This window comes from Nitrosomonas sp. GH22, assembly GCF_009833115.1.
Taxonomy (GTDB): Bacteria; Pseudomonadota; Gammaproteobacteria; order Burkholderiales; family Nitrosomonadaceae; genus Nitrosomonas; species Nitrosomonas eutropha.
The window spans coordinates 17,816-38,517 of sequence record NZ_QRCA01000015.1; the positions used below are offsets into that span (position 1 = coordinate 17,816).

Consider the following 20,702-nt stretch of genomic DNA (forward strand, 5'->3'; position numbering starts at 1 on the left):
TGGCTAACCTGGAAACTGAAAGGTGATCATGGATCAGTTTGATTGATTGGCTGGAAATAATGGCTTGTTCAATTTGGCATGGTTCCTGCTTATAGTAATTATGACTACTTTGCAGGAGGAAAACATGATCAACAAACTGGACAATCTGCTCGGCTTTAACCAAAAGGCACTCGGGTTACGAGCGGCCCGGCAGGAGCTGTTGTCGGGAAATATTGCCAATGCGGATACCCCGAGTTTTAAGGCGAAAGATTTCGATTTTTCCAAGGCAATGCAAAACGTTCAGTCGCCAAGACAGGTACAAAGTGCGCTGGCGACGACTTCATCAAGACATATCGGCTTGTCCGATTTCAGATCGATTACGTCCGTGCCGGAGCAGTATCGTGTTCCGCAGCAACCCAGTATAGACGGTAATACCGTTGATATGGATACCGAGCGTATGCAGTTTATGGATAACGCCATACGCTATGACGCTGGACTGACATTTATCAGCGGCCAGTTCCGAACCCTGTTATCCGCTATCAGAGAAGGAAATTAATAGCCATGTCCCTGTTCAGTGTATTCAATGTCGCCGGTTCAGCCATGGCCGCCCAGTCACAGCGGCTGAATGTGGTGGCCAGTAATCTCGCCAATGCAGACAGCGCTACCAGTTCAACGGGTGAAGCCTATCGTTCCCGGCAAGTTGTTTTTCGTACCGTTGATATTTCTGCAGATAAGGCAAAGGGCGTCAAGGTGGCAGGTATCGTGCATGATCCCTCGCCCATGCGGGTGGTGTATGACCCGAAGCATCCGATGGCGGACGAAAAAGGCTACGTTACCCTGCCCAATGTCAACGTTGTGGATGAAATGGTCAATATGATGTCGGCATCGCGTTCCTATCAGAACAGCGTTGACATGATGAACGTGACCAAAACATTGCTGCAAAAAACACTATCAATTGGCCAATAAGGAGAGATAGATATGAGTCAGGTGCAAAACAATTCCAGCGTATCCGAACTGCTGACTTCCAATGGGGGCAGTATCAAGACTGCCCGCAAGGGTGATGAGGATATGCAGGAGCGGTTTCTCAAACTGCTGGTGACACAAATGCAAAATCAGGATCCGCTCAGCCCGATGGATAACGCAGAAGTAACCAGCCAGATGGCGCAGATCAGTACCGTAAGCGGCATCGACAAGCTCAATAGCACGCTGGAAAAGCTGGTATCGGATTCCGATGCACGGCGTTCATTTGAAGCCGCCAACATGATTGGCCGTAGCGTGTTGGTTCCAGGCGCTGACATGCAACTGGAAAACCACACCGGAATCGGCGGATTTGAACTGACCGAACCGGTAGACAAGCTGGTCGTCATCATCAAGGATAGCGCCGGTATTGCCGTGCGTGACATTGATCTGGGCACGCAACCGGCAGGGGTGGGCACATTTGCCTGGGATGGCCTGGCAAACAATGGTAACGAAGCTGCCGGGGGGCAATACAGTTTCGCCCTGAAAGCCGTGCGCAGTAACCAGGAGGTAGCTGCTTCCACTCTGGCATTTGGTTCGGTCAGCAGCGCACAGGCTGGCAAGGAGGGCGCCTTGCTGGAAGTAGGTAGGCTGGGTTATGTCGGAATGGATGATATTAAAAAAATATTTTGATCGGGAGGTAAATCATGGGTTTTCAACATGGATTAAGTGGATTGAGAGGGGCTTCAGCCAAACTGGATGTCACTGGTAACAATATTGCCAATGCCAACACGGTTGGTTTTAAGCAATCACAGGCGCAGTTCAGTGATGTTTTTGCTAACGCACTGGGTGGGGGCAGGAACCAGATCGGGATTGGTACGCAACTGGCAGCTGTCGCGCAAGAGTTTACCCAGGGGAATATCACGCCTACCAACAACCCGCTGGATGTGGCGATTACCGGGAATGGTTTTTTCCGGATGAGCAACAATGGCACGACCAGCTACACCCGTAACGGCCAGTTTCATCTGGACAAGGACGGGTTTCTGGTCAATGCAAGCAATTACAACGTCACTGGTTTTTCAGCAGATACTTCTGGCAAAATTATTCCCAATATCCCGGTCAATCTGCGGCTGCCTACGGCAGACATGACGCCGAAGCCCACCACCAGCTTTATGGCAGGCGTCAACCTGGATGCGCGAGTAGATTTGACAACGCAAACTACAACTCCTGCAACATCTCCTACAACGCCCCCCACAATCCCAACTTTTAGTGCGACTGACCCGAAAACCTACGCTCATTCTACTTCAGGTGAAGTTTTTGACAGTTTTGGTAATTCTCATTTGATGACTTTGTATTTTCAAAGAACAAACCCAGCTGCCCCGGCAGCTTCGGCTTGGAATGTATTTGCAACTGTGGAGGGGGCAACGTCAGCAAGTGGAGCGCCATTTTCACCCCCATCTAATCTGACTTTTGATCCAAGCGGAATTATGAATGCATCTGTTGCGCCGGTTAATGTCAATGTAACTTTTGATGATCCCACTATCCAGCCACTTGCGTTTTCACTGGACCTAACCCGTTCCACCCAGTTTGGCAGCAAATTCGGGGTGAATATGATGAACCAGGATGGCTTTTCTTCGGGTCGCCTGGCCGGGTACAGCGTTTCTGATAATGGTGAGATCAGAGCCAGTTATACCAATAATGTCACGCGCACAGTTGGGCAGCTTGCATTGGCAGGATTTTCCAATCCCAATGGTCTCAAGTCGATGGGAAACAATCAGTGGGGTGAGACGGCTGAATCCGGATTGCCGCTGGTGGGTTCTCCGCAAACCGGTATTCTGGGTGCACTGCAATCTTCCGCAGTGGAAGAGTCCAATGTCGATCTGACAACCGAGCTGGTCAGCCTGATCATGACGCAGCGCGTGTATCAGGCCAATGCCAAGACCATTCAGACACAGGATGCGGTCATGCAATCCATCATGAATATCTGAGGATTTTCTGTTTAACCCTGACCTGGTAACGCTCTAAAAATGGATAGACTGATTTATACCGCGATGACCGGCGCGCTGCATACCCTGACGCAGCAGGCAACGGTTTCCCATAATCTGGCCAACGTCTCGACCACAGGTTTTCGTGCACAGGCCGATGCTTTCCGGGCAGTGCCTGTTTACGGAGAGTCGCTACCTACGCGTGCATTTGTACTGGATTCAACCACCGGCGCGGATTTTACGCCGGGCGCGATCCAGCAGACCGACCGTCCGCTGGATGTGGCGATACAGGGTTCTGGCTGGATTACGGTACAGCTTGAAAACGGTGAAGAAGCCTATACCCGGCATGGCAATCTCAAGACGGATGCCAACGGTGTACTGCAAACACAGCAGGGGTTCAATATCAAGGGAGAAACGGGGCCGATTACTATTCCACCGGATAGTCGGGTGGCGATTGGCAAGGATGGCAGTGTCTCGGTATTGCCGTCAGATTCCCGGATCACGGCGGTATCGATTATCGGGCGCATCAAACTGGTGGATCCGCCTGCAGAGCAGCTTGTTAGAGGAGATGACGGCCTGTTCCGATTGAAACAAGGGGGTGAAGCACCTGCCAGCGGTAAAGTAGCCCTGATTGATGGAGCGCTTGAGAGCAGTAATGTCAATGCAGTCAGTGAGATGGTGAAGATGATTACGCTTGCCCGGCAGTTCGATATGCAAATGAAGATGCTCGAAAACGCCCAGCAGAATGCCCAGCAGGCCAGTGAAATCATGACATTAAGAGGCTGAGTTCCGCCTGTTTTTAATTTTCCGAAAAGGATAACGTATGGTTCGCTCGTTGTGGATATCAAAAACCGGTCTGGATGCCCAGCAGACCAAAATGGATGTGATTGCCAATAACCTGGCCAACATCAGTACCAATGGCTTCAAGCGCATGCGTCCGGTGTTTGAAGATTTGCTGTATCAGACCATCCGCCAACCGGGTGCGCAGTCATCCGAACGTACGCGTCTGCCTTCTGGTTTGCAGCTGGGAACCGGGGTGCGGCCGGTAGCAACCGAAAATATCTTTTTGCAGGGTAATTTGCAGCAGACTGGCAATACACGTGATGTAGCGATTCAGGGGGAAGGATTTTTTCAGATTTTGCTGCCGGATGGCACGCTGGCTTATACCCGCGATGGTGCATTCCAGTCTGATCAGGATGGGCAACTGGTGACCGCCAGTGGCTTTCCGCTGCAGCCATCCATTACCATTCCGCCGAATACGCTCAGTATCACGATCGGACGGGATGGCACGGTATCTGTACTGACACCGGGTTCGGCCACACCATTGCCAGTGGGTAATATTCAATTGACCTCTTTCATTAACCCTGCTGGCCTGCAGCGCTTTGGTGAAAACCTTTATCTGGAGACTATGAGCAGTGGTGTGCCCAATCCCGGTATTCCGGGGACTAACGGCATCGGACTGCTAAATCAGGGATTTGTGGAAACTTCCAACGTGAATGTGGTGGAAGAGCTGGTTGAAATGATTCAGACCCAGCGCGCGTATGAAATCAATTCCCGGTCGATCCAGACTTCCGACCAGATGTTAAGCAGACTTACCCAACTTTGATTCAGTTTGAATGAATGTGGTTTTAACACATCAGCTGTATCAATTGGAAATTCAGGCTTTTTGGTACGCTCATGGGATGTGTGGCTTCTGATTTTATGGATAGGTAATGTTCTGGCGCCATGGAATTTTTGTATGAAGAATTTTGGGGAAACACTGATTAAATTGATGGACGTCATTGCGAATGAAATGAAGCAATCCAGCTGCTTTGACGCAATAAATCAGCGTCTTCTTGGCACGCTGATTTCTCCCGTATTAATTGTCATGGTCAGTATGGTGACAGGGTGTTCAATGATCACGCCCGCGCCGAAAGTGCAGCAACCGATGACGATCCGGCCGCCTGAGCCGCTGATTATTCCTGTCAGTCAGAGCAATGGTGGGATTTATCAGGCGGCATTCAACTATCAGGGCAGCGGGCGCTATACGCCATTATTCGAGGATCGTCGCGCGCGCGGCATCGGTGACACCATCATCGTCATGCTCAACGAGAAGACCAATGCGAGCAAGAAAAGTGGCAGTAACGCCCAGCGTGATGGGGGGATTGATCTTTCAGTACCGTCATTCCTCGGTTTGCCATTCAAATCCATTTTTCAGGATCTTGATCTGGAAGCCAAATCAAGCAACAAGTTTGATGGCAAGGGAGAGAGCTCCAGCAACAATAATTTCACCGGCACGATTACTGTGACTGTGATCGATATTCTGCCCAACGGCAATTTGCTGGTGAGCGGTGAAAAGCAGATCGGTATCAATCAGGGGCATGAATTCATCCGGCTTTCCGGGGTGATCAACCCGATTAATGTTATGAACAACACCGTGTCATCGGTGCAGGTGGCTGATGCGCGTATCGAATACCGGGGCACTGGTTATCTGGATGAAGCGCAAACCATGGGCTGGCTGTCACGTTTCTTTTTGTCGATTTCACCTTTTTAAGCATACCAGAGGCATATCGCTATGACTTTATCCAAATGGATTCGGAATTTCGGGCTGCTGAATCTCGGATTATTGGGCTGCCTGATTATTTCTGCCCCAGCTTCTGCCGAACGCATCAAGGATCTGGTCAATATCCAGGGCGTGCGTGCTAATCAGTTGATTGGCTATGGATTGGTAGTCGGCTTAGATGGTACGGGTGATCAAACCCAGCAGACACCCTTTACCGTACAAAGTATCCTCAGCATGCTGGGTCAATTGGGCGTGAATCTTCCGCCAGGAGTCAATTTACAGTTACGCAATGTTGCTTCTGTCATGGTAACGGCTACCTTGCCGGCCTTCGCCAAACCGGGGCAGCAGATTGATGTGACGGTTTCATCCATGGGTAATGCCAAGAGCCTGCGTGGCGGCACCTTGCTGATGACCCCGTTAAAAGGGATTGATAACCAGGTGTATGCCGTTGCCCAAGGCAGCCTGGTGATTGGCGGTGCGGGTGCCAGTTCAGCCGGCAGTAGTGTTCAGATCAATCATCTGGGCGCAGGGCGGATCAGTGCGGGTGCGATTGTGGAACGCGCTGTGCCAACGTTGCTCGGCCAGGGGGAGTACATCAACCTGGAATTGCACGACACTGATTTCACGACCGCACGGCGTATCGTGGAGACAATCAACAGCCGTTTTTCGTATGGAACGGCCACTGCACTGGATGGGCGCGTTATCCAGCTGCGGGCACCCGTGGATAACAATCAGCGTGTCACGTTTATTTCACAGATTGAAGGTCTTGATGTCATGCCGGCACAGGGTGTGGCCAAGGTCATCATCAATGCGCGTACCGGTTCGGTCGTCATGAACCAGATGGTGACGCTTGAACCCAGTGCGGTGGCGCATGGCAATCTCTCGGTGATCATCAATACCCAGCCGATTGTCAGCCAGCCCGGACCCTTCTCACAGCGTGGTGAAACGGTGGTGGTGCCGCAATCACAAATCGAAGTGCGTTCGGAAGAAGGTAATCTGATGTTGTTGCCGGGATCAGCTAGTCTGGCTGATGTGGTGAAAGCGCTGAATGCCATTGGTGCCACTCCGCAGGATTTGCTGGCAATTTTGCAAGCACTCAAGGCAGCGGGATCATTGCGGGCAGAGCTGGAAATTATTTGATTAGGTTGGCGATATGATCAATTCTCCCGACATTTCCGGCCAGTTGGCCATCGATGCGCAAGCAGTTGATCAATTGCGCAATCAAGCCCGGCGCGATCCGCAGGAAGGGCTGAAGCAGACGGCAAAGCAGTTTGAGGCGCTGTTTCTCAACATGATGATGAAAAGTATGCGTGAAGCCACGCCCAAAGAAGGATTGTTTGATAGTGATCAATCGCGTTTTTATACCCAGATGCTTGATCAGCAACTGGTGCAGAATCTTTCTGACAAGGGAATTGGCCTGGCAGACATGATCGTACGGCAATTGTCACAAGCTGTCGGCAAGGAACAGGCTAACGCCATAGACGGAGCAGAATCTCTCTTGACAGCTATTGTCGGAAATGATGAGAAACCACTGGTTTCAGTGGCGCCGGGGCAAACAAAGGATCTGCCTTCCCAACTCTGGACGAATCTTAATCGGGCTACCGCTAAACCAAATTTTTCAGCTGTCTCGCCCGCATGGCGAACAAACCGGATGGGAATTGCTTCCAGCTCCGGGAATGATGGTCCTGAGATAGCTGCGGTTGATCAGCCCAGAGAGTTTGTGCTGGATGTATTGCCGCATGCCCGCAAAGTGGCGCGTGAAACCGGCATTCCTGAACATTTCATGATTGCCCAGGCCGCGCTGGAAACTGGCTGGGGCAGGCATCAGATCCGGCGGACGGACAATCAGCCAAGCTTCAATCTGTTTGGCATCAAGGCAAGCGGGAACTGGCGTGGACAAGTGGTGGAAACCATGACCACCGAATATGTGGATGGTACACCGCAAAAGATCAGGGAAAAATTCCGGGCATACAATTCCTACGAGGAAGCCTTCCGGGATTATGCGCGGTTACTGCAGAACACTCCCCGTTATGCAGCCGTGCTGAAAAGCCGCAGTGCCACAGCGTTTGCCTGGGGGTTGCAACAGGCTGGTTATGCGACTGATCCATCCTACGCGGAAAAGCTGCTGAAGATCATCAACAGTGATGCGTTGAACATATAAGGAGTTGTTAAATATTTGCTGCTTTTTTGCGAATACCAGCATCCAGTAGCAGTGGTTCCAAAGGTGTTGGATTGCTTCACGCCACCCACCTGTTTCACTATGTTCGCAGTGACGGCTAAAGCTTAAAACGGATCTCGCAAAGAGGGCGGTTGCGGGATTCATAACGAAATGAGCAAATATGATGAATCATGGCTTTAATCCCACTGGAATTTTGCCGTAAACAAATAGAAGTAATTCACGATAATCGAGGGTAGAACAATGGCAAACAGTATTATGAATGTGGGTGTTTCCGGGCTACAGGCTGCACAAACTGCCTTGCTGACGACCAGCCACAATATCAGCAATGCGACCACACCCGGTTATAACCGCCAGCAAGCTATTCAGAGTACGAATACCCCCCTGCCGCACAGTAATGGATTTATCGGCCGAGGCGTGCAGGTGTCAACCGTACAACGTATCTACAACCAGTATCTGGTCAGTCAGTCGTTGCAAGCGCAAGGCCAGAGCAGCCAATTGGATAGTCATTACAATGAGATCAAACAGATCGATAATTTGTTGGCGGATACCACTTCCGGGCTGACGCCTGCGCTGCACAATTTTTTCAATGCAGTACAGGATGTCGCCTCCAACCCGACCTCGATCCCTTCCCGCCAGGCGATGTTGAGCAACGCTGAAGCATTGGTTTCCCGCTTTCAGTCAATGGATCAGCGTTTGTCGGAAATGCGTGAGGGAGTGAACAGCCAGATTGCTAGTAGCGTGAATGAGATTAATTCACTGGCGCAGCAGGTTGTGCGGCTGAATACCAATATCCAGGCAGTAGAAGGCTCGGCAAATAGTCAGCCGGCCAATGATCTGTACGATCAGCGCGATGCGCTCATCCGTGATCTCAGCAAACTGGCCAATGTGGATGTCGTGCGTCAGAGTAATGGCCATTACAACGTCTTTATTGGTAATGGTCAGTCGTTGGTGGTCGGCACCAGTGCGATGGCACTCAAGGCGGTGCCCTCTTCAAGTGATCCGCAGCGCCTAGTAGTGGCGATGGACGTGGGCGATAAAGAGATATTGTTGCCCGAGCATCAGTTGCAGGGGGGAAGTTTGGGAGGATTACTGGCTTTTCGCAGTGAAACACTGGATGCCATACAAACTGACTTTAATCAGCTTGCCAAGGGGCTTGCCGATACTTTCAATGATCGGCATACATTAGGACTCGATCTACAGGGTACGGTAGGTAAAAATTTTTTTGAGGTGACGGATTCCAATCATGTTGCGCGAAGTATTGAGGTCGCAATCAGTGATCCCGCTGAAATTGCGGCAGCTTTAAATGATGGAGGCAGTTTTGATGATCGTGTGGCCGATAACCGTAATGCTTTGCAGCTTGCCAAGTTGCAGACAACAAACACTCTGCAGGGTGGAACAGCATCCTATCAGTCGGCGTATGCAAGTCTGGTCAGTCAGGTGGGTAATAAAACCCGTGAACTGGAAGTCACCAGCCAGGCGCAGGAGAGCCTGCTTGCGCAGACAGATCAGGCCATACAGTCATTATCCGGGGTCAATCTGGAGGAAGAAGCTGCTAACCTGCTGCGTTATCAGCGGATGTTTCAGGCTTCCAGCAAGGTGATCGAAATCAGCAATTCGCTGTTTGATTCGTTGCTCAGAATCTGATCAATTTTTGACAGAAAAGGAATTTATCATGCGCGTCAGTACTAATACCTTATATGATCAGGGAACCCGATCCATGCTGCAGCAGCAAAGTTCATTGTTCAAGCTGCAGCAACAGCTTTCAAGCGGCAAGCGCATCATGACCCCGTCGGACGATCCGATCGGAGCGGCGCGTGCGCATGAGTTATCCCAATCACTGGCATTGAATACGCAATATGCTGATAACCGTTACCGGGCAATGGACAGCCTGCAGCAAGTGGATAGTACACTCGGCAGTGTTTCCAATGTTATCCAGAGTGTGCGAACCATGGCGGTAGCAGCGGGTAATCCGGCCTATTCTGATAATGAGCGGCAGATGATGGCCGTCGAACTGCGCGGTCATTTCGAACACTTACTGGGACTGGCGAATACCAAGGATGAACAGGGCAATTATCTGTTCTCCGGATTTAAGGGTAATACCCAACCGTTCGTCGAGCAGTCTGCTGGCGTTGTGACGTATCAAGGTGATCAGGAACAACGGCTGATACAAGTTTCCGGTTCCCGGCAGTTGCCGGTAAGTGAAACCGGTGATGCTGTTTTTGAACCGGGTGGTCAAAATCTGTTTCAGACAGTGGATAATTTTATTTCAGCACTGAAAACCCCTGGTGGTATGCCCAATGGGGCAGTGGGTAATGTGTTGCAGGAGTTGGATACTGCTTTGGATAATGTATTGACCAAACGGGCTGCGGTTGGATCACGGCTGCAGGAAATCGATGCGCTGCAGCAAATTGGTGAGGATACTGCCGTTCAGTATCAGCAATCACTCTCGCGCCTGCAGGATCTGGATTTTGCGCAAGCTATATCTGATATGGTGCGTCAACAAGCCTTGCTGGAAGCAGCACAGAAATCCTTTACCCGTGTTTCCGAGCTGTCATTGTTTAATGTGATTTAGCCTGTTTCACTTGCCCGTGTTCAGCAGGTTGCCGGTATTCAGGTAAATTCGTGACGATCTGCTTTTGGAGAGTGATATGAACCGGGAAGAATTGTATTTGAAGATTGCAGAGCTGCATCTCAAGCGTGTAGAAGTACTGCAAACAGTTGAATGGAGACTCACATTAAGTATCTGGACATTTGTAGCGGGTGTTGCGATGGTGAGTCTGGCCAATGCCAATAAAGTGCAACAGGTAGCCGTGGCTATGGGGAGCTTTCTCGGGCCTTTTGTCATATTGTCTCTGGTAAGTGCCATTTATGGGGTACTCTGGTACTCGTATACCATCAGATTTTGCAAGAAGAATTACAACAGCCTCGTAACGGAACGTAATCGTTATCAGCGCATGCAGAATGAAGCAATAAAACTCCTTTTGAAAGCCAAATCCAGGGATTTCCTGATTAAAGCTGAGACCGAAGATAAACAGGTTGCTGAATCAGGTTTTCAGGAACCATCCTTCGAGCATCTTTCGGGTGATAGTTTTAAAAAATCAGGTATATGGCAGTTCAAAGCGGTTGTGACAGCAACATTGATGTTCTTTTCGTGGCTGCTTGTTGCAATGATTGTTGTTCCTGCTATCCAGTAAAAACCTGAATGATGCCGTAGTGGCCGCAGGTGAGCCAGTCTGGTTGAAGCGTGGTGGTTTTCGCGGCAACTTCAGGTGTAAGGCCAGCCAGCACTTCTGATTTGAGTGTGCGTAAAAACAGGGCTGATCGGCCAAAGCGCTGCAAAAAATAATCTTTTTCTGTGGTGTGCGGCCAGCGTCGATCACCAGCAAAATAGCGATAATTCAAGTCCCCCTTGAAAATAACCAATTCTGCATTCTCAAAAGTTTCACGGGTAAGTGTTTCATCCGCATAAAAACTGGCAGGTAATCCCAATGCAGGACTGGTGCGCAGTGTCAGCTGATTTTGGCGCAACAACTGCGTAATATCTTCCCCCAGTTTGCGTGCTGCCGGAATAGATGAAATTCCCAGTTTTTCGATCAGACTTTCCATATTGATCATAGTCATGTCCGAAACAAACATCGGATAAGGTCTGACATGCGCAACGATGTGTGAACAGTAGCTGCTGATCTTGCGGATCAGCAGCAGGTCTGTCAGTACATCCATTCCGGCATTATCAAACACCAGATCAATCCGCTGCATTCGGGAAGTAATTAACTTTGTTGCCGCATCACTCTCATCTACCAGCAGCGAAACCTGATCAGCTTCCGGGATGGTGTGTTGACTGAGATCAGCTGTGTTTCCAATGACTGACCAGCGCAGCAGTTTGTGGGTATCGCAGTCGGGACCACAATACTCGGCCAGTGTGGCAAGCGATTCAATGGCCTGTAAGTTGGCTGCTTCTTTAGCTGGCTGGAAAGGATCGGTCGGCGTGGCTGTGCTATAACCGAAGGCCAGCAGAATCCGTGCGTAGAAATAGAGCTCGACGGTAAGAAACGGCATGTTTGCCCAGCTCCGTCCGCTGTACGGTTTGATTATCTGATCAAGTGTGCCAAAAATTACCGGTGGCAAGGTAGTGATTTTTCCTTCCCGCATCTCTGTTGCCAGTTGCTGCAAAGCGTGTAAGACAGCTGTGTCAGCGTTATCGATAAGCTTGCCAAGAATGACAGGTAACCGCTTTTCCAGTGAAAAGGAAGCGAAGGAGCCGGGTTCTTCAGTAGTTAGACGGGGTGGAGGCAGAATTGACTGATGAGATGGCATGAGTGGTATTCTTGAATCTTATGACTGAATTGGACATTGTACCGGGAGGGTCGTGAAACGGCCATTTTCCGCAGACGGGGTGTATGGGTTGTAACAGGAGAGATGAGGATGAGATGGCTGATAAAGAGACACGACAGACTGTTATGGGTACTTGGTATGCTGATTGTTTTTCCTGGCACAAGTTTTTCTGAAGCCAGTTTCGATCGACCGTCTCTTCACAGTAGGCAATCCCAGATTCTTCCGGCAATCTGGATGGGAGGTGGTTTGTCGTATTTCCCTTTTTATATTCAACCGCTTCTGCTCTATCCGGAAATACCGGGGCTGTACCCCTGTTTCCCTTTTGGCAGTTGCATGGTGCTGCAACCGTATCGGAAATATGAACGGCGTGAGAAACAGCGGCCAGTATTCAAGCGGGGAGCGCCTTTGGCAGATGACGCCATGGAAATCTGGCGGGCAGGATTGCGCCCAGCTGTAGAGCCATTTCGTACTGATGAGCAGTTAATTATGCCGGCATTCCGGGGGCACAGCCTGATCCGGCCGGAATATCAGAAGGCTGGCAGCATTCTCCCCGAATTTTCAGCCGATGAGCGGAATGAGAACGATGAAAATGAGTGGCCAGATGAACAGTAAAATCCGGATACGAATCTGTTCATCTGGTGATGAAGCAGCACTTGCACTGATTGGCCAGGCGACATTTCTCGAAGCATTTGCGGGCGTTCTGGAGGGACAAAATATTCTCACGCATTGTGCCAGCGCCCATTCTGTTGAGTGTTATCGCAGCTGGCTAGCCGATAGCCGCTATCAACTCTGGCTGGCCGAAATCAGCCCGGGTCACGCCCCCATTGGTTACATGACTGTCGCGCCATCGCCGTTTTTGCTGCCGGACAGCTCCTCGCGTGATCTTGAATTGAAACGAATTTATATTTTCAGCAAATTTCAGGGGCGGGGCCTTGGTAAAAGGCTGCTACAGGAAGCCATTGCCGAATCACGCGCCCGCATGGCGGAGCGTTTGTTACTCGGTGTATATGAACATAATGATGCCGCCATCGGGTTTTATACCCGCATGGGGTTTCGCAAGGTAGGGACGCGCAAATTCAACATGGGCGGGCTGGAATGTGATGACTACGTCATGGGGCTGACAGTCTTTGCTTCCGAGTCTATCCATTCGGAAAATATATTGTAAACTGCCCATTGGTATGACGCGTATTCATCTCTCATAAAAATAGTCGTGTAATCAATCTAAACGGATAACAACAATATGGCCAGAAATGTGCAATGCATCAAACTTGGGTGTGAAGCGGAGGGGCTGGATTTTCCACCTTACCCAGGGGAATTGGGTAAACGGATTTTTGAAAATGTCTCCAGGGAAGCATGGGGGCAATGGATCAAACACCAGACGATGCTGGTGAATGAAATGCGGCTGAGCATGGCAGATATCAAGGCGCGCAAATATCTCGCCACCCAAATGGAAGCCTATTTCTTTGGTGAAGGAGCTGAGCAGCCGGTTGGCTACGTTCCTCCCGAAAAATAAGCTATTGCGACCGTTTTCTACATTCCGGAAATATTGGGCAGGGACTGATCGTGGTAAATAACGAACCGGACAAGGCATCGGCAACCAGGCCGGATATCCCGCTTACCAAACAATTTTTGAATCGCGAGCTTAGCCAGATTGAATTTAATCGCCGCGTGCTGGCTCAGGCGGAAAATGAAGAAATCCCGTTGCTGGAGCGTTTGCGCTTTATCTGTATTGTCAGCAGCAATCTTGATGAATTCTTTGAAGTGCGCATTGCCGGGCTAAAAGAACAGATCAAGCTGGATTCCCCAGGTTTTGGTTCGGATGGCATGTCGCCGGGCCAGACGTTTGAACAGGTATCCAGGCAGGTGCATGAGCTGATTTCCCGGCAATATCAGCTGCTCAATGATGACGTTCTTCCCGCGTTGGTGGAGCAGGGTATCTGTTTTTTGCGTCGTAATGTCTGGGATGACAGCCAGCGTGAATGGATCCGGAATTTTTTCTTTCGTGAGCTGATGCCGATGCTGACCCCCATCGGTCTTGATCCTTTGCATCCCTTTCCGCGCGTGTTGAATAAAAGCCTGAATTTTGCGGTCGGGCTGGAAGGAAAAGATGCATTTGGCCGCAACTCTGGTGTTGCGATCGTACAGGCGCCCCGTATCCTGCCACGTCTGATACGGTTGCCCAAAGAAGTCAGTAGCTACCCCTATAGTTTCGTATTTTTGTCCTCCATTATTCACGCGCATGTCGGCGAACTTTTCGCAGGGATGCATGTTACCGGCTGTTACCAGTTTCGCGTTACCCGCGATAGTGATTTGTATGTGGATGAAGAAGAAATCAAGAATCTGCGGATCGCATTACAGGGCGAGTTATCACAGCGCCATCTGGGGGATGCAGTCAGGCTTGAGGTAGCAGATAACTGCTCACAGCAAATGGCAGAATTTCTGCTGGAACAGTTTGCACTCAAAAACGAGGATCTGTTCCAGGTAAGGGGGCCAGTCAATTTGGTCAGATTGATGCAGGTGTTTGATCTGATTGATCGGCCTGATCTCAAATTTCCACGTTTCGTTCCGGGTCTTCCTTTCTTGCCCCGGAAAAAGAAGGGGCATAATATTTTTGAGGTGATCAGCAAGGGTGATATCTTGCTGCATCATCCTTACCAGTCGTTTCAGCCAGTTGTTGAATTCATCCAGCAAGCCAGCGCTGATCCGGATGTTATGGCAATCAAGCAGACGGTGTATCGTGCCGGTTCAGACTCGACTCTGATGGAGGCGCTTGTGGCAGCCGCCAGTCTAGGCAAGGAAGTGACCGTAGTGGTGGAACTACTCGCTCGCTTCGATGAAGAAGCCAACATCAACTGGGCCAAGCGGCTGGAAGAGGTGGGCGCGCACGTTATTTATGGTGTCTTTGGCCACAAAACACACTGCAAAATGGCCATGGTGGTGCGGCGTGAAGCAGGCCAGCTAAAGCGCTATGTACACTTGGGAACAGGCAATTATCATACGGGAACAGCGCGGGTTTATACCGATTTTGGCTTGCTGACCTGTCATGAAGAAATCTGTACTGATGTCAGCGAGGTGTTTTTGCAATTAACCGGACTGGGCAAGGCAAGCAAACTGCGGCATCTCTGGCAGTCACCTTTTAATTTGCATAACCAGATACTGAACAGCATCCAGCAGGAAGTAAAACATGCTACTGCAGGAAAGCCGGCTGCCATCATTGCTAAAATGAATGCCTTACTGGAACCGGCTGTCATTCAGGCGCTGTATGCCGCTTCCGCCGCCGGGGTAAAAATCAATCTGATTGTACGAGGTGCCTGTGCATTGCGCCCCGGTGTACCGGGGTTATCGGAGAATATCCGGGTGCGTTCCATTGTCGGGCGGTTTCTGGAGCATTCCCGTATTTTTTATTTTCTCAACAGCAAGCAGCACAACGTCTATCTGGCAAGCGCCGACTGGATGAGCCGGAATTTCTTCCGGCGCGTGGAAATTTGTTTTCCGGTGCTTGATCCACGGCTGAAAAAACGCGTTATTGTAGAAGGATTGAAACCGTATTTGCGCGATAACGTACAAGCCTGGGAAATGGATGGCGACGGGTATTACAAGCACAAATCAGCCAGAAGGAACAGTAGATTCAGTGCGCAGGAGGTCTTGCTTGAAAAGCTTGCAGCAGTTAAACAGGAGGCGATCGAATAATGTAATCTCATACAGGCGTTTTATAGTGGCGCGTGCGTAGTATCGTAATCCTTGGCAATTTCCTCTCCCATACCATCAAAGCTTTCCATGATCTCCTGTGCACGCTGTAAGGCGGCCTCAATATGGGGCAGAATATTTTCTTGGCCAATGCTGCTAGTAATGGATGAACGCTTTAGCATCTGTGCTGGCTGGTTACGTATGCCACACACAAGCAAGGTTTTGCCCGCCTGCTGCAAACGTTCAGGCAAACTTTCCAATGCATGTAGTCCTGTTGCATCAATTGCAATCATGTTGTGTAGGTGCAGAATCACAATGGGTGCGAACTGAGTAAGGTCTGTTGTTTTTTCCAATAGTTTATCGGTTGCGCCAAATAAAAATGGCCCCTGAATGCGCAAGATTGAAACATAGGAGGGGAGTCCCCTGTCTTGCAAGCTGTGAGCACGTCCGCTCTGAACATACTCATCGGTTACCGTGTAGACCGACGTTGTTTGTGATACACGATAGATATACAGCAGCGCAGCCAGCACAATACCAACTTCAACTGCAACGGTTAAATCAGCTAATACGGTTAAGCTAAAGGTGGCGGCCCATACTGCCTGCTCGGCTTTAGGAAGACGTATGATGCCGCGAATTTCTTTCCATTCTCCCATGTTGTAGGCGACGACAAAGAGCACTGCTGCCAACACTGCCAGCGGAATAAAACGCGCCAGGGGCGCTGCGATCAATAAAATGAGTAACAGTGTCAGGGCATGAATAACGCCTGCAACCGGGGTTTTTGCACCAGAACGAATATTGGTGGCTGTGCGCGCAATTGCACCGGTAGCAGGAATGCCTCCCACCAGTGGTGTGGCCAGATTCGCTACACCCTGCGCAATCAGCTCTACGTTAGAGTTGTGTTTGTCACCACTCATACCATCAGCGACCACTGCCGAGAGCAGACTTTCCACTGCTGCAAGTAATGCAACGGTTAATGCAGAAGGGAGAAGTGGAATGATCAGATCAGGTTGGAAAGCGGGCATGGTTAGTGCGGGTAAACCGGTTGGAATATCACCAAATGTACTGCCAATGGTTTCAATCGGCAGATTAAATCCCGCAGCACAAGCAGTTCCTAAGAACAACGCCACAATTGAGCCCGGAATATGTTTACTGATGCGTGGAAACAGTAAAATGACCGCCAGTGAAGCGCTTGCCATCAACACTGTTGGGATATTGATCGTGTCAATATATGTCCAGAGCATGGTAATGCGTTCTATAAATTCACTGGGAGCAGCAGGTGTTTGTAGCCCTAAAAAATCCTTGATTTGAGTTGAGGCAATCAGTAATGCAATCCCGTTAGTAAAACCAATAATTACTGGGCGCGGAATGAACTTGACTGCGGTACCCAAACCGGTAATGCCCATGATGATCAGTATCACACCAGCCATCATCGTAACCATCAATAAACCGGAAAAACCAAATTTGATAATGATGTCTGCAACAATCACCACAAACGCGCCGGTTGGGCCACCGATTTGCGTGTGCGAACCACCCAATGCCGAGATAATGAATCCGGCTACAACGGCAGTATAAATTCCCGATTGCGGAGTAGCACCTGAAGCAATGCCAAAAGCCATTGCTAATGGCAGCGCTACCAGGCCAACAGTCAGCCCGGCGATCAGATCAGCCACAAAATCCTGCCTAGAGTAGTTACGCAGGCATACAACAAGTTTGGGCATCCATTGATTCCAGCCGGAAGTGTATTTACTCATTGTTCGCCGGATTCTGTTTTATCTATCTGCTCAAGCTCCTGAAACATCATCACGGATTCCTCAATATGCGTCTGAAAGTAGCGGCGCATGATATCCAGAACCTCTATAAGAAGTGGATCACGCACCATATAAAAAACCTGATTACCTTTTTTACGCGTAGCGACAATCTGCTTGGCGCGTAAGACAGCGAGATGCTGTGAAGCATTTGCCTGCTCTAACGCCAACTTATCGATAATAATGCCGGCGGACAGCTCACCCTCTCGTAGCGCTTCTACAATAGCAATACGCGTTGGGTGTGCCAGCGCCTGAAAAACACTGGCCTTGAATTGTCGCAAAACATCCGACATTGAAACACCTGCTGTTGAAATAGAAGGATGGAAGTGTAATATTATATTTGTATATTCGCAATAAAGAATATAGCTATGAATTCTATATGTGGATGAAATAGACAAAAGACATGAGTAATACGAAAAGATATCGAGATCAGCGAAGATTGTCGTGATTCATCGTCTGCGCAATAATCGTTGACACAAGCATCTTCATCAGCGACATCAACGCCGATAGGAAGTAACATCACTCATCCACAAAACGGAAGATGTCGGCAACATGTAGTGGTCAAGTAATTTCAGACACTACGATAGGTTCCAGGGATCCAAAACTCATCTGCATCTTCTACTCCACTCACCTTTTACCTTTCGCCAGTTTAGGTGTTTATTTGGCTAACGTGGGGAAGTTGTGCAGGAGTCTTCAGGTTGTCGGCACCACAATGTCACCTGGCTGCAGCGTGGGGCACAGGCATGTTTGAATATAGGCGAGAAACGCGGCCCCGTTCATTGGGCCGTCGAGCACTAACGGAGCGGTGATCGCATCGTGACGCAGTCCCGCAATGAAGGTGGTGCTCTTCCAGTGGCCGTTGCCGTCTCATCCAGAAAGACTAGGTGACGGCAATCCCAATGCTGCTGCTCGCGGGCCCACTCAGTTCGTGCCTGACGTACGTCTGTGCGCGATTGCTCGCTGGCGTGCAGGTTTTTTTTAAACTCAACCCCCATTTGTTCAGTTGATGCCATAGCGCCGGCACCTTGATCTGAATGCCTTCTGCAGCCAAACGTTCACTAAGCTCGACAAGCGTTAGATCCGGCGTGGCTTCTATCCATTGCCGAATCTGCGCTTCCTTGTGCGCAATGCGGGATCGCCGATAACCTCCCATCGGCAAACTATGGCGCTGGCCCTCTTCTTTCCATCGCTTGCGTACCTGATAACACCTACACGCGACTCACCTCAAAGCGCCGGGCAATTGCCGTTGGACCTTCGCCACGATCCAACGCACCCAGAATGCGATCTCGAAGATCTTGTGAATAGGCATGCATAACCTTCCCCATCAGTTGTGATAGAAAATAGTCTATTACATGCATATATTTAAATCAAAAATGCTCTAGTTACACAGCAGCCCTGGTTTACCAGGGTACTTTGCAATGAGTCAGCACGGCTGCCTTGTACGTATTACCTGACTCAAAGGGCGTTTTTATAATTCCTGAATTTGAACACTTCCGTACTGTGTGGTAAGGATATGAGAGTCATCGCTGAGAACACTTGCACAAATATTTTCATCAATTGGATTGACCTTCACCCTTGGGCATCTTTCGCCTGAAGTGTCATAATTCGGCAAAATCTTTGGCTTTTTTGTGTGAAGAACCAAAACATAGTCATTTCTCGATCGATTATCATCATGTATGACAGCTAAGTCAGCTTTCAGCACATGGAAAAATCCTGGAAAAAAGGGTTTATTTTTTATCCCCACATAGAATAACTTTCAAAGTCGGTTATGGATCCTATTACCCATGGGCTCATTGGTGCTACCACTACGCAGTCCTTTGCTAATAAACAAAATATTCGGCAAATATCCCTTGTTGGATTTTTTGGTGCACTCTTACCTGATTTAGATGTATTTATTAATAGTGCTGCTGATCCATTGTTAACTGTCGAATTCCATCGGCAGTTTAGCCACTCTCTATTTTTTACTCCGGTTGGCGCTCTAATTGCAACCGTAATCATTTGGTGGTTAGTTAGAAAAAAGCTAAGCTTCAAAGAAACGTATTTTTATAGTCTTTTGGCTTATGGATCTGCCTGCCTTTCAGATGCCGCAACCAGTTACGGGGTGCAATTGTTGTGGCCTTTTACGGATGAGCGGTTTTCATGGAATCTAATCTCTATTTTTGATCCTCTTTTTTCGCTGATATTGATTCTGGCGGTAGGTTTTGCATTCTATAAAAAGAAATCTCTATTTGCATGGATTGGGCTTGGGTGGATTGCCATTTATTTGGCATTTGGCTTCTCTCAGCAAAAGAGGGTAGAGGATTTGGCTCATGAAATAGCTAGCCGACAAGGCCACATAATTGAGTATTTAACAGTCAAACCAACCATGGCCAATGAAATTTTGTGGAGTATTCGTTATACGCAAGGAGATAATCTTTACACTTACGGAGTGCGACTGTTGCCTTTTTCAAAACCAAAATTATATGAAGGGGAAGTAGTGGCTTTGTTAAATTGGAAACAAAAATATGCGCCATTCAAAGGCACTACTATGTATCAAGATATCCAACGATTTAGCAAGCTTTCAGACGGGATACTGATTCTACATCCCGATTATGACTATGTAATTGGTGATGGGCGATATTCCTTATTGCCAACAACGGCTGCTCCGCTTTGGGGAATTGAGATTGATGTCACCAAATCAAATTCTCATGTACCTTTCGGCACCTACCGCAATCTTACCAAAGAAGTTCGCCAAGACTTTATGGATATGTTATTGGGTAAGTAAATGAACTTATTTCATTTGAAATGAAAAAATGGGGGGGTTGGAGCTAATAAATACAATATTCCGGGTGCCGGTGCGTTAATGGGTGATTGCATTGCCGAACTCAACGGCCTGAACCCTTCTGTCTGGCTCAAAGACACACTCATAAAATTACCTGCCTGGCCTAATAATCGAATTGACGAGTTAACGTGGTCAAGTAAAATCGGACACCTCAGTTAAGCTGCTTTTATCGATTTTGCTGCTTCTGCTTCATATTGATTCGGACTTTTGTAATCCAGGTATGAATGCAGTCTTTGGTTATTATAAAACACGGCGATATACTGCAAAATATCCTGCTGTGCTGCATGGCGGGTTTGGTAATGCCGCCATTGGCAGCGTTCCTGCTTGAGGCTGCCAAAGAAACTTTCCGCAACCGCATTATCCCAACAATTTCCCAGACGACTCATACTGCCAATAAAACCGTATGCTTTCAGTA

At 49.1% G+C, this 20,702-nt stretch carries 24 protein-coding genes and 1 pseudogene; 18 read left to right on the forward strand and 7 right to left on the reverse strand.

Features of this window, described 5'->3' with window-relative positions:
- Positions 1-124: 124 nt before the first annotated feature.
- From flgB to ABF86_RS06640, 12 genes are all read left to right on the forward strand, one after another.
- The gene (gene flgB, locus ABF86_RS06585) at positions 125-535 is read left to right on the forward strand and encodes a flagellar basal body rod protein FlgB (protein ID WP_011633458.1); all 411 of its coding nucleotides are present in this window, start codon (positions 125-127) and stop codon (positions 533-535) included.
- Positions 536-540: 5 nt separating this feature from the next.
- Positions 541-945, forward strand: coding sequence for a flagellar basal body rod protein FlgC (flgC, locus tag ABF86_RS06590; protein ID WP_011633459.1), 405 nt, complete (start codon positions 541-543; stop codon positions 943-945).
- Between the two features lie 12 nt (positions 946-957).
- On the forward strand, positions 958-1,629 hold the full coding sequence (locus ABF86_RS06595) for a flagellar hook assembly protein FlgD (RefSeq protein WP_074685451.1): 672 nt from the start codon (positions 958-960) through the stop codon (positions 1,627-1,629).
- Positions 1,630-1,643: 14 nt separating this feature from the next.
- Positions 1,644-2,924 (forward strand): flagellar hook protein FlgE, encoded by a 1,281-nt coding sequence (gene flgE, locus ABF86_RS06600; RefSeq protein ID WP_074685449.1) that lies wholly within the window; start codon positions 1,644-1,646, stop codon positions 2,922-2,924.
- Positions 2,925-2,963: 39 nt separating this feature from the next.
- Entirely contained in the window at positions 2,964-3,707 is a 744-nt protein-coding gene (flgF, locus tag ABF86_RS06605) for a flagellar basal-body rod protein FlgF (RefSeq protein WP_074685447.1), read from the forward strand.
- 37 nt (positions 3,708-3,744) lie between these two features.
- A complete protein-coding gene (gene flgG / locus ABF86_RS06610) occupies positions 3,745-4,527 on the forward strand; it encodes a flagellar basal-body rod protein FlgG (protein WP_011633463.1) in 783 nt (260 codons plus the stop codon).
- 132 nt (positions 4,528-4,659) lie between these two features.
- Complete coding sequence (locus ABF86_RS06615) at positions 4,660-5,454, forward strand: flagellar basal body L-ring protein FlgH (protein ID WP_240142251.1); 795 nt, start codon at positions 4,660-4,662, stop codon at positions 5,452-5,454.
- 21 nt (positions 5,455-5,475) lie between these two features.
- Positions 5,476-6,603: a flagellar basal body P-ring protein FlgI gene (locus ABF86_RS06620; RefSeq protein ID WP_011633465.1), complete on the forward strand. Its 1,128-nt coding sequence runs from the start codon at positions 5,476-5,478 to the stop codon at positions 6,601-6,603.
- A gap of 13 nt (positions 6,604-6,616) precedes the next feature.
- Positions 6,617-7,624: a flagellar assembly peptidoglycan hydrolase FlgJ gene (flgJ, locus tag ABF86_RS06625; RefSeq protein WP_011633466.1), complete on the forward strand. Its 1,008-nt coding sequence runs from the start codon at positions 6,617-6,619 to the stop codon at positions 7,622-7,624.
- 258 nt (positions 7,625-7,882) lie between these two features.
- Positions 7,883-9,286, forward strand: a complete 1,404-nt coding sequence (gene flgK, locus ABF86_RS06630; RefSeq protein ID WP_011633467.1) for a flagellar hook-associated protein FlgK — start codon at positions 7,883-7,885, stop codon at positions 9,284-9,286.
- A gap of 28 nt (positions 9,287-9,314) precedes the next feature.
- Positions 9,315-10,214, forward strand: coding sequence for a flagellar hook-associated protein FlgL (flgL, locus tag ABF86_RS06635; protein ID WP_011633468.1), 900 nt, complete (start codon positions 9,315-9,317; stop codon positions 10,212-10,214).
- Between the two features lie 76 nt (positions 10,215-10,290).
- Positions 10,291-10,836, forward strand: a complete 546-nt coding sequence (locus ABF86_RS06640) for a hypothetical protein (protein WP_011633469.1) — start codon at positions 10,291-10,293, stop codon at positions 10,834-10,836.
- On the opposite strand, the gene ABF86_RS06645 is transcribed toward ABF86_RS06640, so the two are convergent.
- Entirely contained in the window at positions 10,826-11,956 is a 1,131-nt protein-coding gene (locus ABF86_RS06645) for a damage-control phosphatase ARMT1 family protein (protein ID WP_074685445.1), read from the reverse strand. The two genes, ABF86_RS06640 and ABF86_RS06645, sit on opposite strands and share 11 nt — an antisense overlap.
- 108 nt (positions 11,957-12,064) lie before the next feature.
- Between ABF86_RS06645 and ABF86_RS06650 the strand changes: the two genes are divergently transcribed.
- From ABF86_RS06650 to ppk1, 4 genes are all read left to right on the forward strand, one after another.
- Positions 12,065-12,586 (forward strand): hypothetical protein, encoded by a 522-nt coding sequence (locus tag ABF86_RS06650; RefSeq protein WP_049753077.1) that lies wholly within the window; start codon positions 12,065-12,067, stop codon positions 12,584-12,586.
- A complete protein-coding gene (locus tag ABF86_RS06655) occupies positions 12,576-13,139 on the forward strand; it encodes an N-acetyltransferase (RefSeq protein ID WP_074685463.1) in 564 nt (187 codons plus the stop codon). The genes ABF86_RS06650 and ABF86_RS06655 overlap by 11 nt, the downstream gene beginning before the upstream one ends.
- A 75-nt stretch (positions 13,140-13,214) precedes the next feature.
- Complete coding sequence (locus ABF86_RS06660) at positions 13,215-13,487, forward strand: oxidative damage protection protein (protein WP_011633473.1); 273 nt, start codon at positions 13,215-13,217, stop codon at positions 13,485-13,487.
- A gap of 50 nt (positions 13,488-13,537) precedes the next feature.
- A complete protein-coding gene (gene ppk1 / locus ABF86_RS06665; protein ID WP_011633474.1) occupies positions 13,538-15,664 on the forward strand; it encodes a polyphosphate kinase 1 in 2,127 nt (708 codons plus the stop codon).
- A gap of 20 nt (positions 15,665-15,684) precedes the next feature.
- On the opposite strand, the gene ABF86_RS06670 is transcribed toward ppk1, so the two are convergent.
- The 5 genes from ABF86_RS06670 to ABF86_RS06685 all read right to left on the reverse strand — a co-directional run bounded on the left by ABF86_RS06670 (position 15,685) and on the right by ABF86_RS06685 (position 19,210).
- The gene (locus tag ABF86_RS06670; RefSeq protein ID WP_074456206.1) at positions 15,685-17,412 is read right to left on the reverse strand and encodes a SulP family inorganic anion transporter; all 1,728 of its coding nucleotides are present in this window, start codon (positions 17,410-17,412) and stop codon (positions 15,685-15,687) included.
- Entirely contained in the window at positions 17,409-17,759 is a 351-nt protein-coding gene (locus ABF86_RS06675) for a metalloregulator ArsR/SmtB family transcription factor (RefSeq protein WP_074456207.1), read from the reverse strand. The genes ABF86_RS06670 and ABF86_RS06675 overlap by 4 nt, the downstream gene beginning before the upstream one ends.
- Positions 17,760-18,346: 587 nt before the next feature.
- On the reverse strand, positions 18,347-18,619 hold the full coding sequence (locus tag ABF86_RS12830; protein WP_240142252.1) for a hypothetical protein: 273 nt from the start codon (positions 18,617-18,619) through the stop codon (positions 18,347-18,349).
- Positions 18,620-18,674: 55 nt separating this feature from the next.
- Positions 18,675-18,824 carry a hypothetical protein gene (locus tag ABF86_RS12835; protein WP_240142253.1) on the reverse strand — a complete coding sequence of 50 codons (150 nt, stop codon included), beginning with the start codon at positions 18,822-18,824 and terminating at the stop codon, positions 18,675-18,677.
- Between the two features lie 110 nt (positions 18,825-18,934).
- The gene (locus ABF86_RS06685; protein ID WP_143032860.1) at positions 18,935-19,210 is read right to left on the reverse strand and encodes a hypothetical protein; all 276 of its coding nucleotides are present in this window, start codon (positions 19,208-19,210) and stop codon (positions 18,935-18,937) included.
- 24 nt (positions 19,211-19,234) lie between these two features.
- Here ABF86_RS06685 and ABF86_RS06690 point away from each other — a divergent pair, with 24 nt between their 5' ends.
- Positions 19,235-20,230 (forward strand): metal-dependent hydrolase, encoded by a 996-nt coding sequence (locus ABF86_RS06690; protein WP_011633479.1) that lies wholly within the window; start codon positions 19,235-19,237, stop codon positions 20,228-20,230.
- Positions 20,231-20,323: 93 nt separating this feature from the next.
- Positions 20,324-20,446, forward strand: a pseudogene (locus tag ABF86_RS06695) (transposase domain-containing protein); the annotation flags it as partial.
- On the opposite strand, the gene ABF86_RS06700 reads toward ABF86_RS06695, so the two are convergent.
- A partial coding sequence (locus ABF86_RS06700; RefSeq protein ID WP_160803499.1) for an IS3 family transposase occupies positions 20,443-20,702 on the reverse strand: 260 nt, incomplete at its 5' end. The pseudogene ABF86_RS06695 and the gene ABF86_RS06700 sit on opposite strands and share 4 nt — an antisense overlap.

What these genes read in the sequence shown, in the direction of transcription:
- flgB (WP_011633458.1), top strand. Translation starts at nt 125, where the DNA reads ATGATCAACAAACTGGACAATCTGCTCGGCTTTAACCAAAAGGCACTC.
- flgC (WP_011633459.1), top strand. Translation starts at nt 541, where the DNA reads ATGTCCCTGTTCAGTGTATTCAATGTCGCCGGTTCAGCCATGGCCGCC.
- ABF86_RS06595 (WP_074685451.1), top strand. Translation starts at nt 958, where the DNA reads ATGAGTCAGGTGCAAAACAATTCCAGCGTATCCGAACTGCTGACTTCC.
- flgE (WP_074685449.1), top strand. Translation starts at nt 1,644, where the DNA reads ATGGGTTTTCAACATGGATTAAGTGGATTGAGAGGGGCTTCAGCCAAA.
- flgF (WP_074685447.1), top strand. Translation starts at nt 2,964, where the DNA reads ATGGATAGACTGATTTATACCGCGATGACCGGCGCGCTGCATACCCTG.
- flgG (WP_011633463.1), top strand. Translation starts at nt 3,745, where the DNA reads ATGGTTCGCTCGTTGTGGATATCAAAAACCGGTCTGGATGCCCAGCAG.
- ABF86_RS06615 (WP_240142251.1), top strand. Translation starts at nt 4,660, where the DNA reads ATGAAGAATTTTGGGGAAACACTGATTAAATTGATGGACGTCATTGCG.
- ABF86_RS06620 (WP_011633465.1), top strand. Translation starts at nt 5,476, where the DNA reads ATGACTTTATCCAAATGGATTCGGAATTTCGGGCTGCTGAATCTCGGA.
- flgJ (WP_011633466.1), top strand. Translation starts at nt 6,617, where the DNA reads ATGATCAATTCTCCCGACATTTCCGGCCAGTTGGCCATCGATGCGCAA.
- flgK (WP_011633467.1), top strand. Translation starts at nt 7,883, where the DNA reads ATGGCAAACAGTATTATGAATGTGGGTGTTTCCGGGCTACAGGCTGCA.
- flgL (WP_011633468.1), top strand. Translation starts at nt 9,315, where the DNA reads ATGCGCGTCAGTACTAATACCTTATATGATCAGGGAACCCGATCCATG.
- ABF86_RS06640 (WP_011633469.1), top strand. Translation starts at nt 10,291, where the DNA reads ATGAACCGGGAAGAATTGTATTTGAAGATTGCAGAGCTGCATCTCAAG.
- ABF86_RS06645 (WP_074685445.1), bottom strand. Translation starts at nt 11,956, where the DNA reads ATGCCATCTCATCAGTCAATTCTGCCTCCACCCCGTCTAACTACTGAA.
- ABF86_RS06650 (WP_049753077.1), top strand. Translation starts at nt 12,065, where the DNA reads ATGAGATGGCTGATAAAGAGACACGACAGACTGTTATGGGTACTTGGT.
- ABF86_RS06655 (WP_074685463.1), top strand. Translation starts at nt 12,576, where the DNA reads ATGAACAGTAAAATCCGGATACGAATCTGTTCATCTGGTGATGAAGCA.
- ABF86_RS06660 (WP_011633473.1), top strand. Translation starts at nt 13,215, where the DNA reads ATGGCCAGAAATGTGCAATGCATCAAACTTGGGTGTGAAGCGGAGGGG.
- ABF86_RS06670 (WP_074456206.1), bottom strand. Translation starts at nt 17,412, where the DNA reads ATGAGTAAATACACTTCCGGCTGGAATCAATGGATGCCCAAACTTGTT.
- ABF86_RS06675 (WP_074456207.1), bottom strand. Translation starts at nt 17,759, where the DNA reads ATGTCGGATGTTTTGCGACAATTCAAGGCCAGTGTTTTTCAGGCGCTG.
- ABF86_RS12830 (WP_240142252.1), bottom strand. Translation starts at nt 18,619, where the DNA reads ATGGGAGGTTATCGGCGATCCCGCATTGCGCACAAGGAAGCGCAGATT.
- ABF86_RS12835 (WP_240142253.1), bottom strand. Translation starts at nt 18,824, where the DNA reads ATGCATGTAATAGACTATTTTCTATCACAACTGATGGGGAAGGTTATG.
- ABF86_RS06690 (WP_011633479.1), top strand. Translation starts at nt 19,235, where the DNA reads ATGGATCCTATTACCCATGGGCTCATTGGTGCTACCACTACGCAGTCC.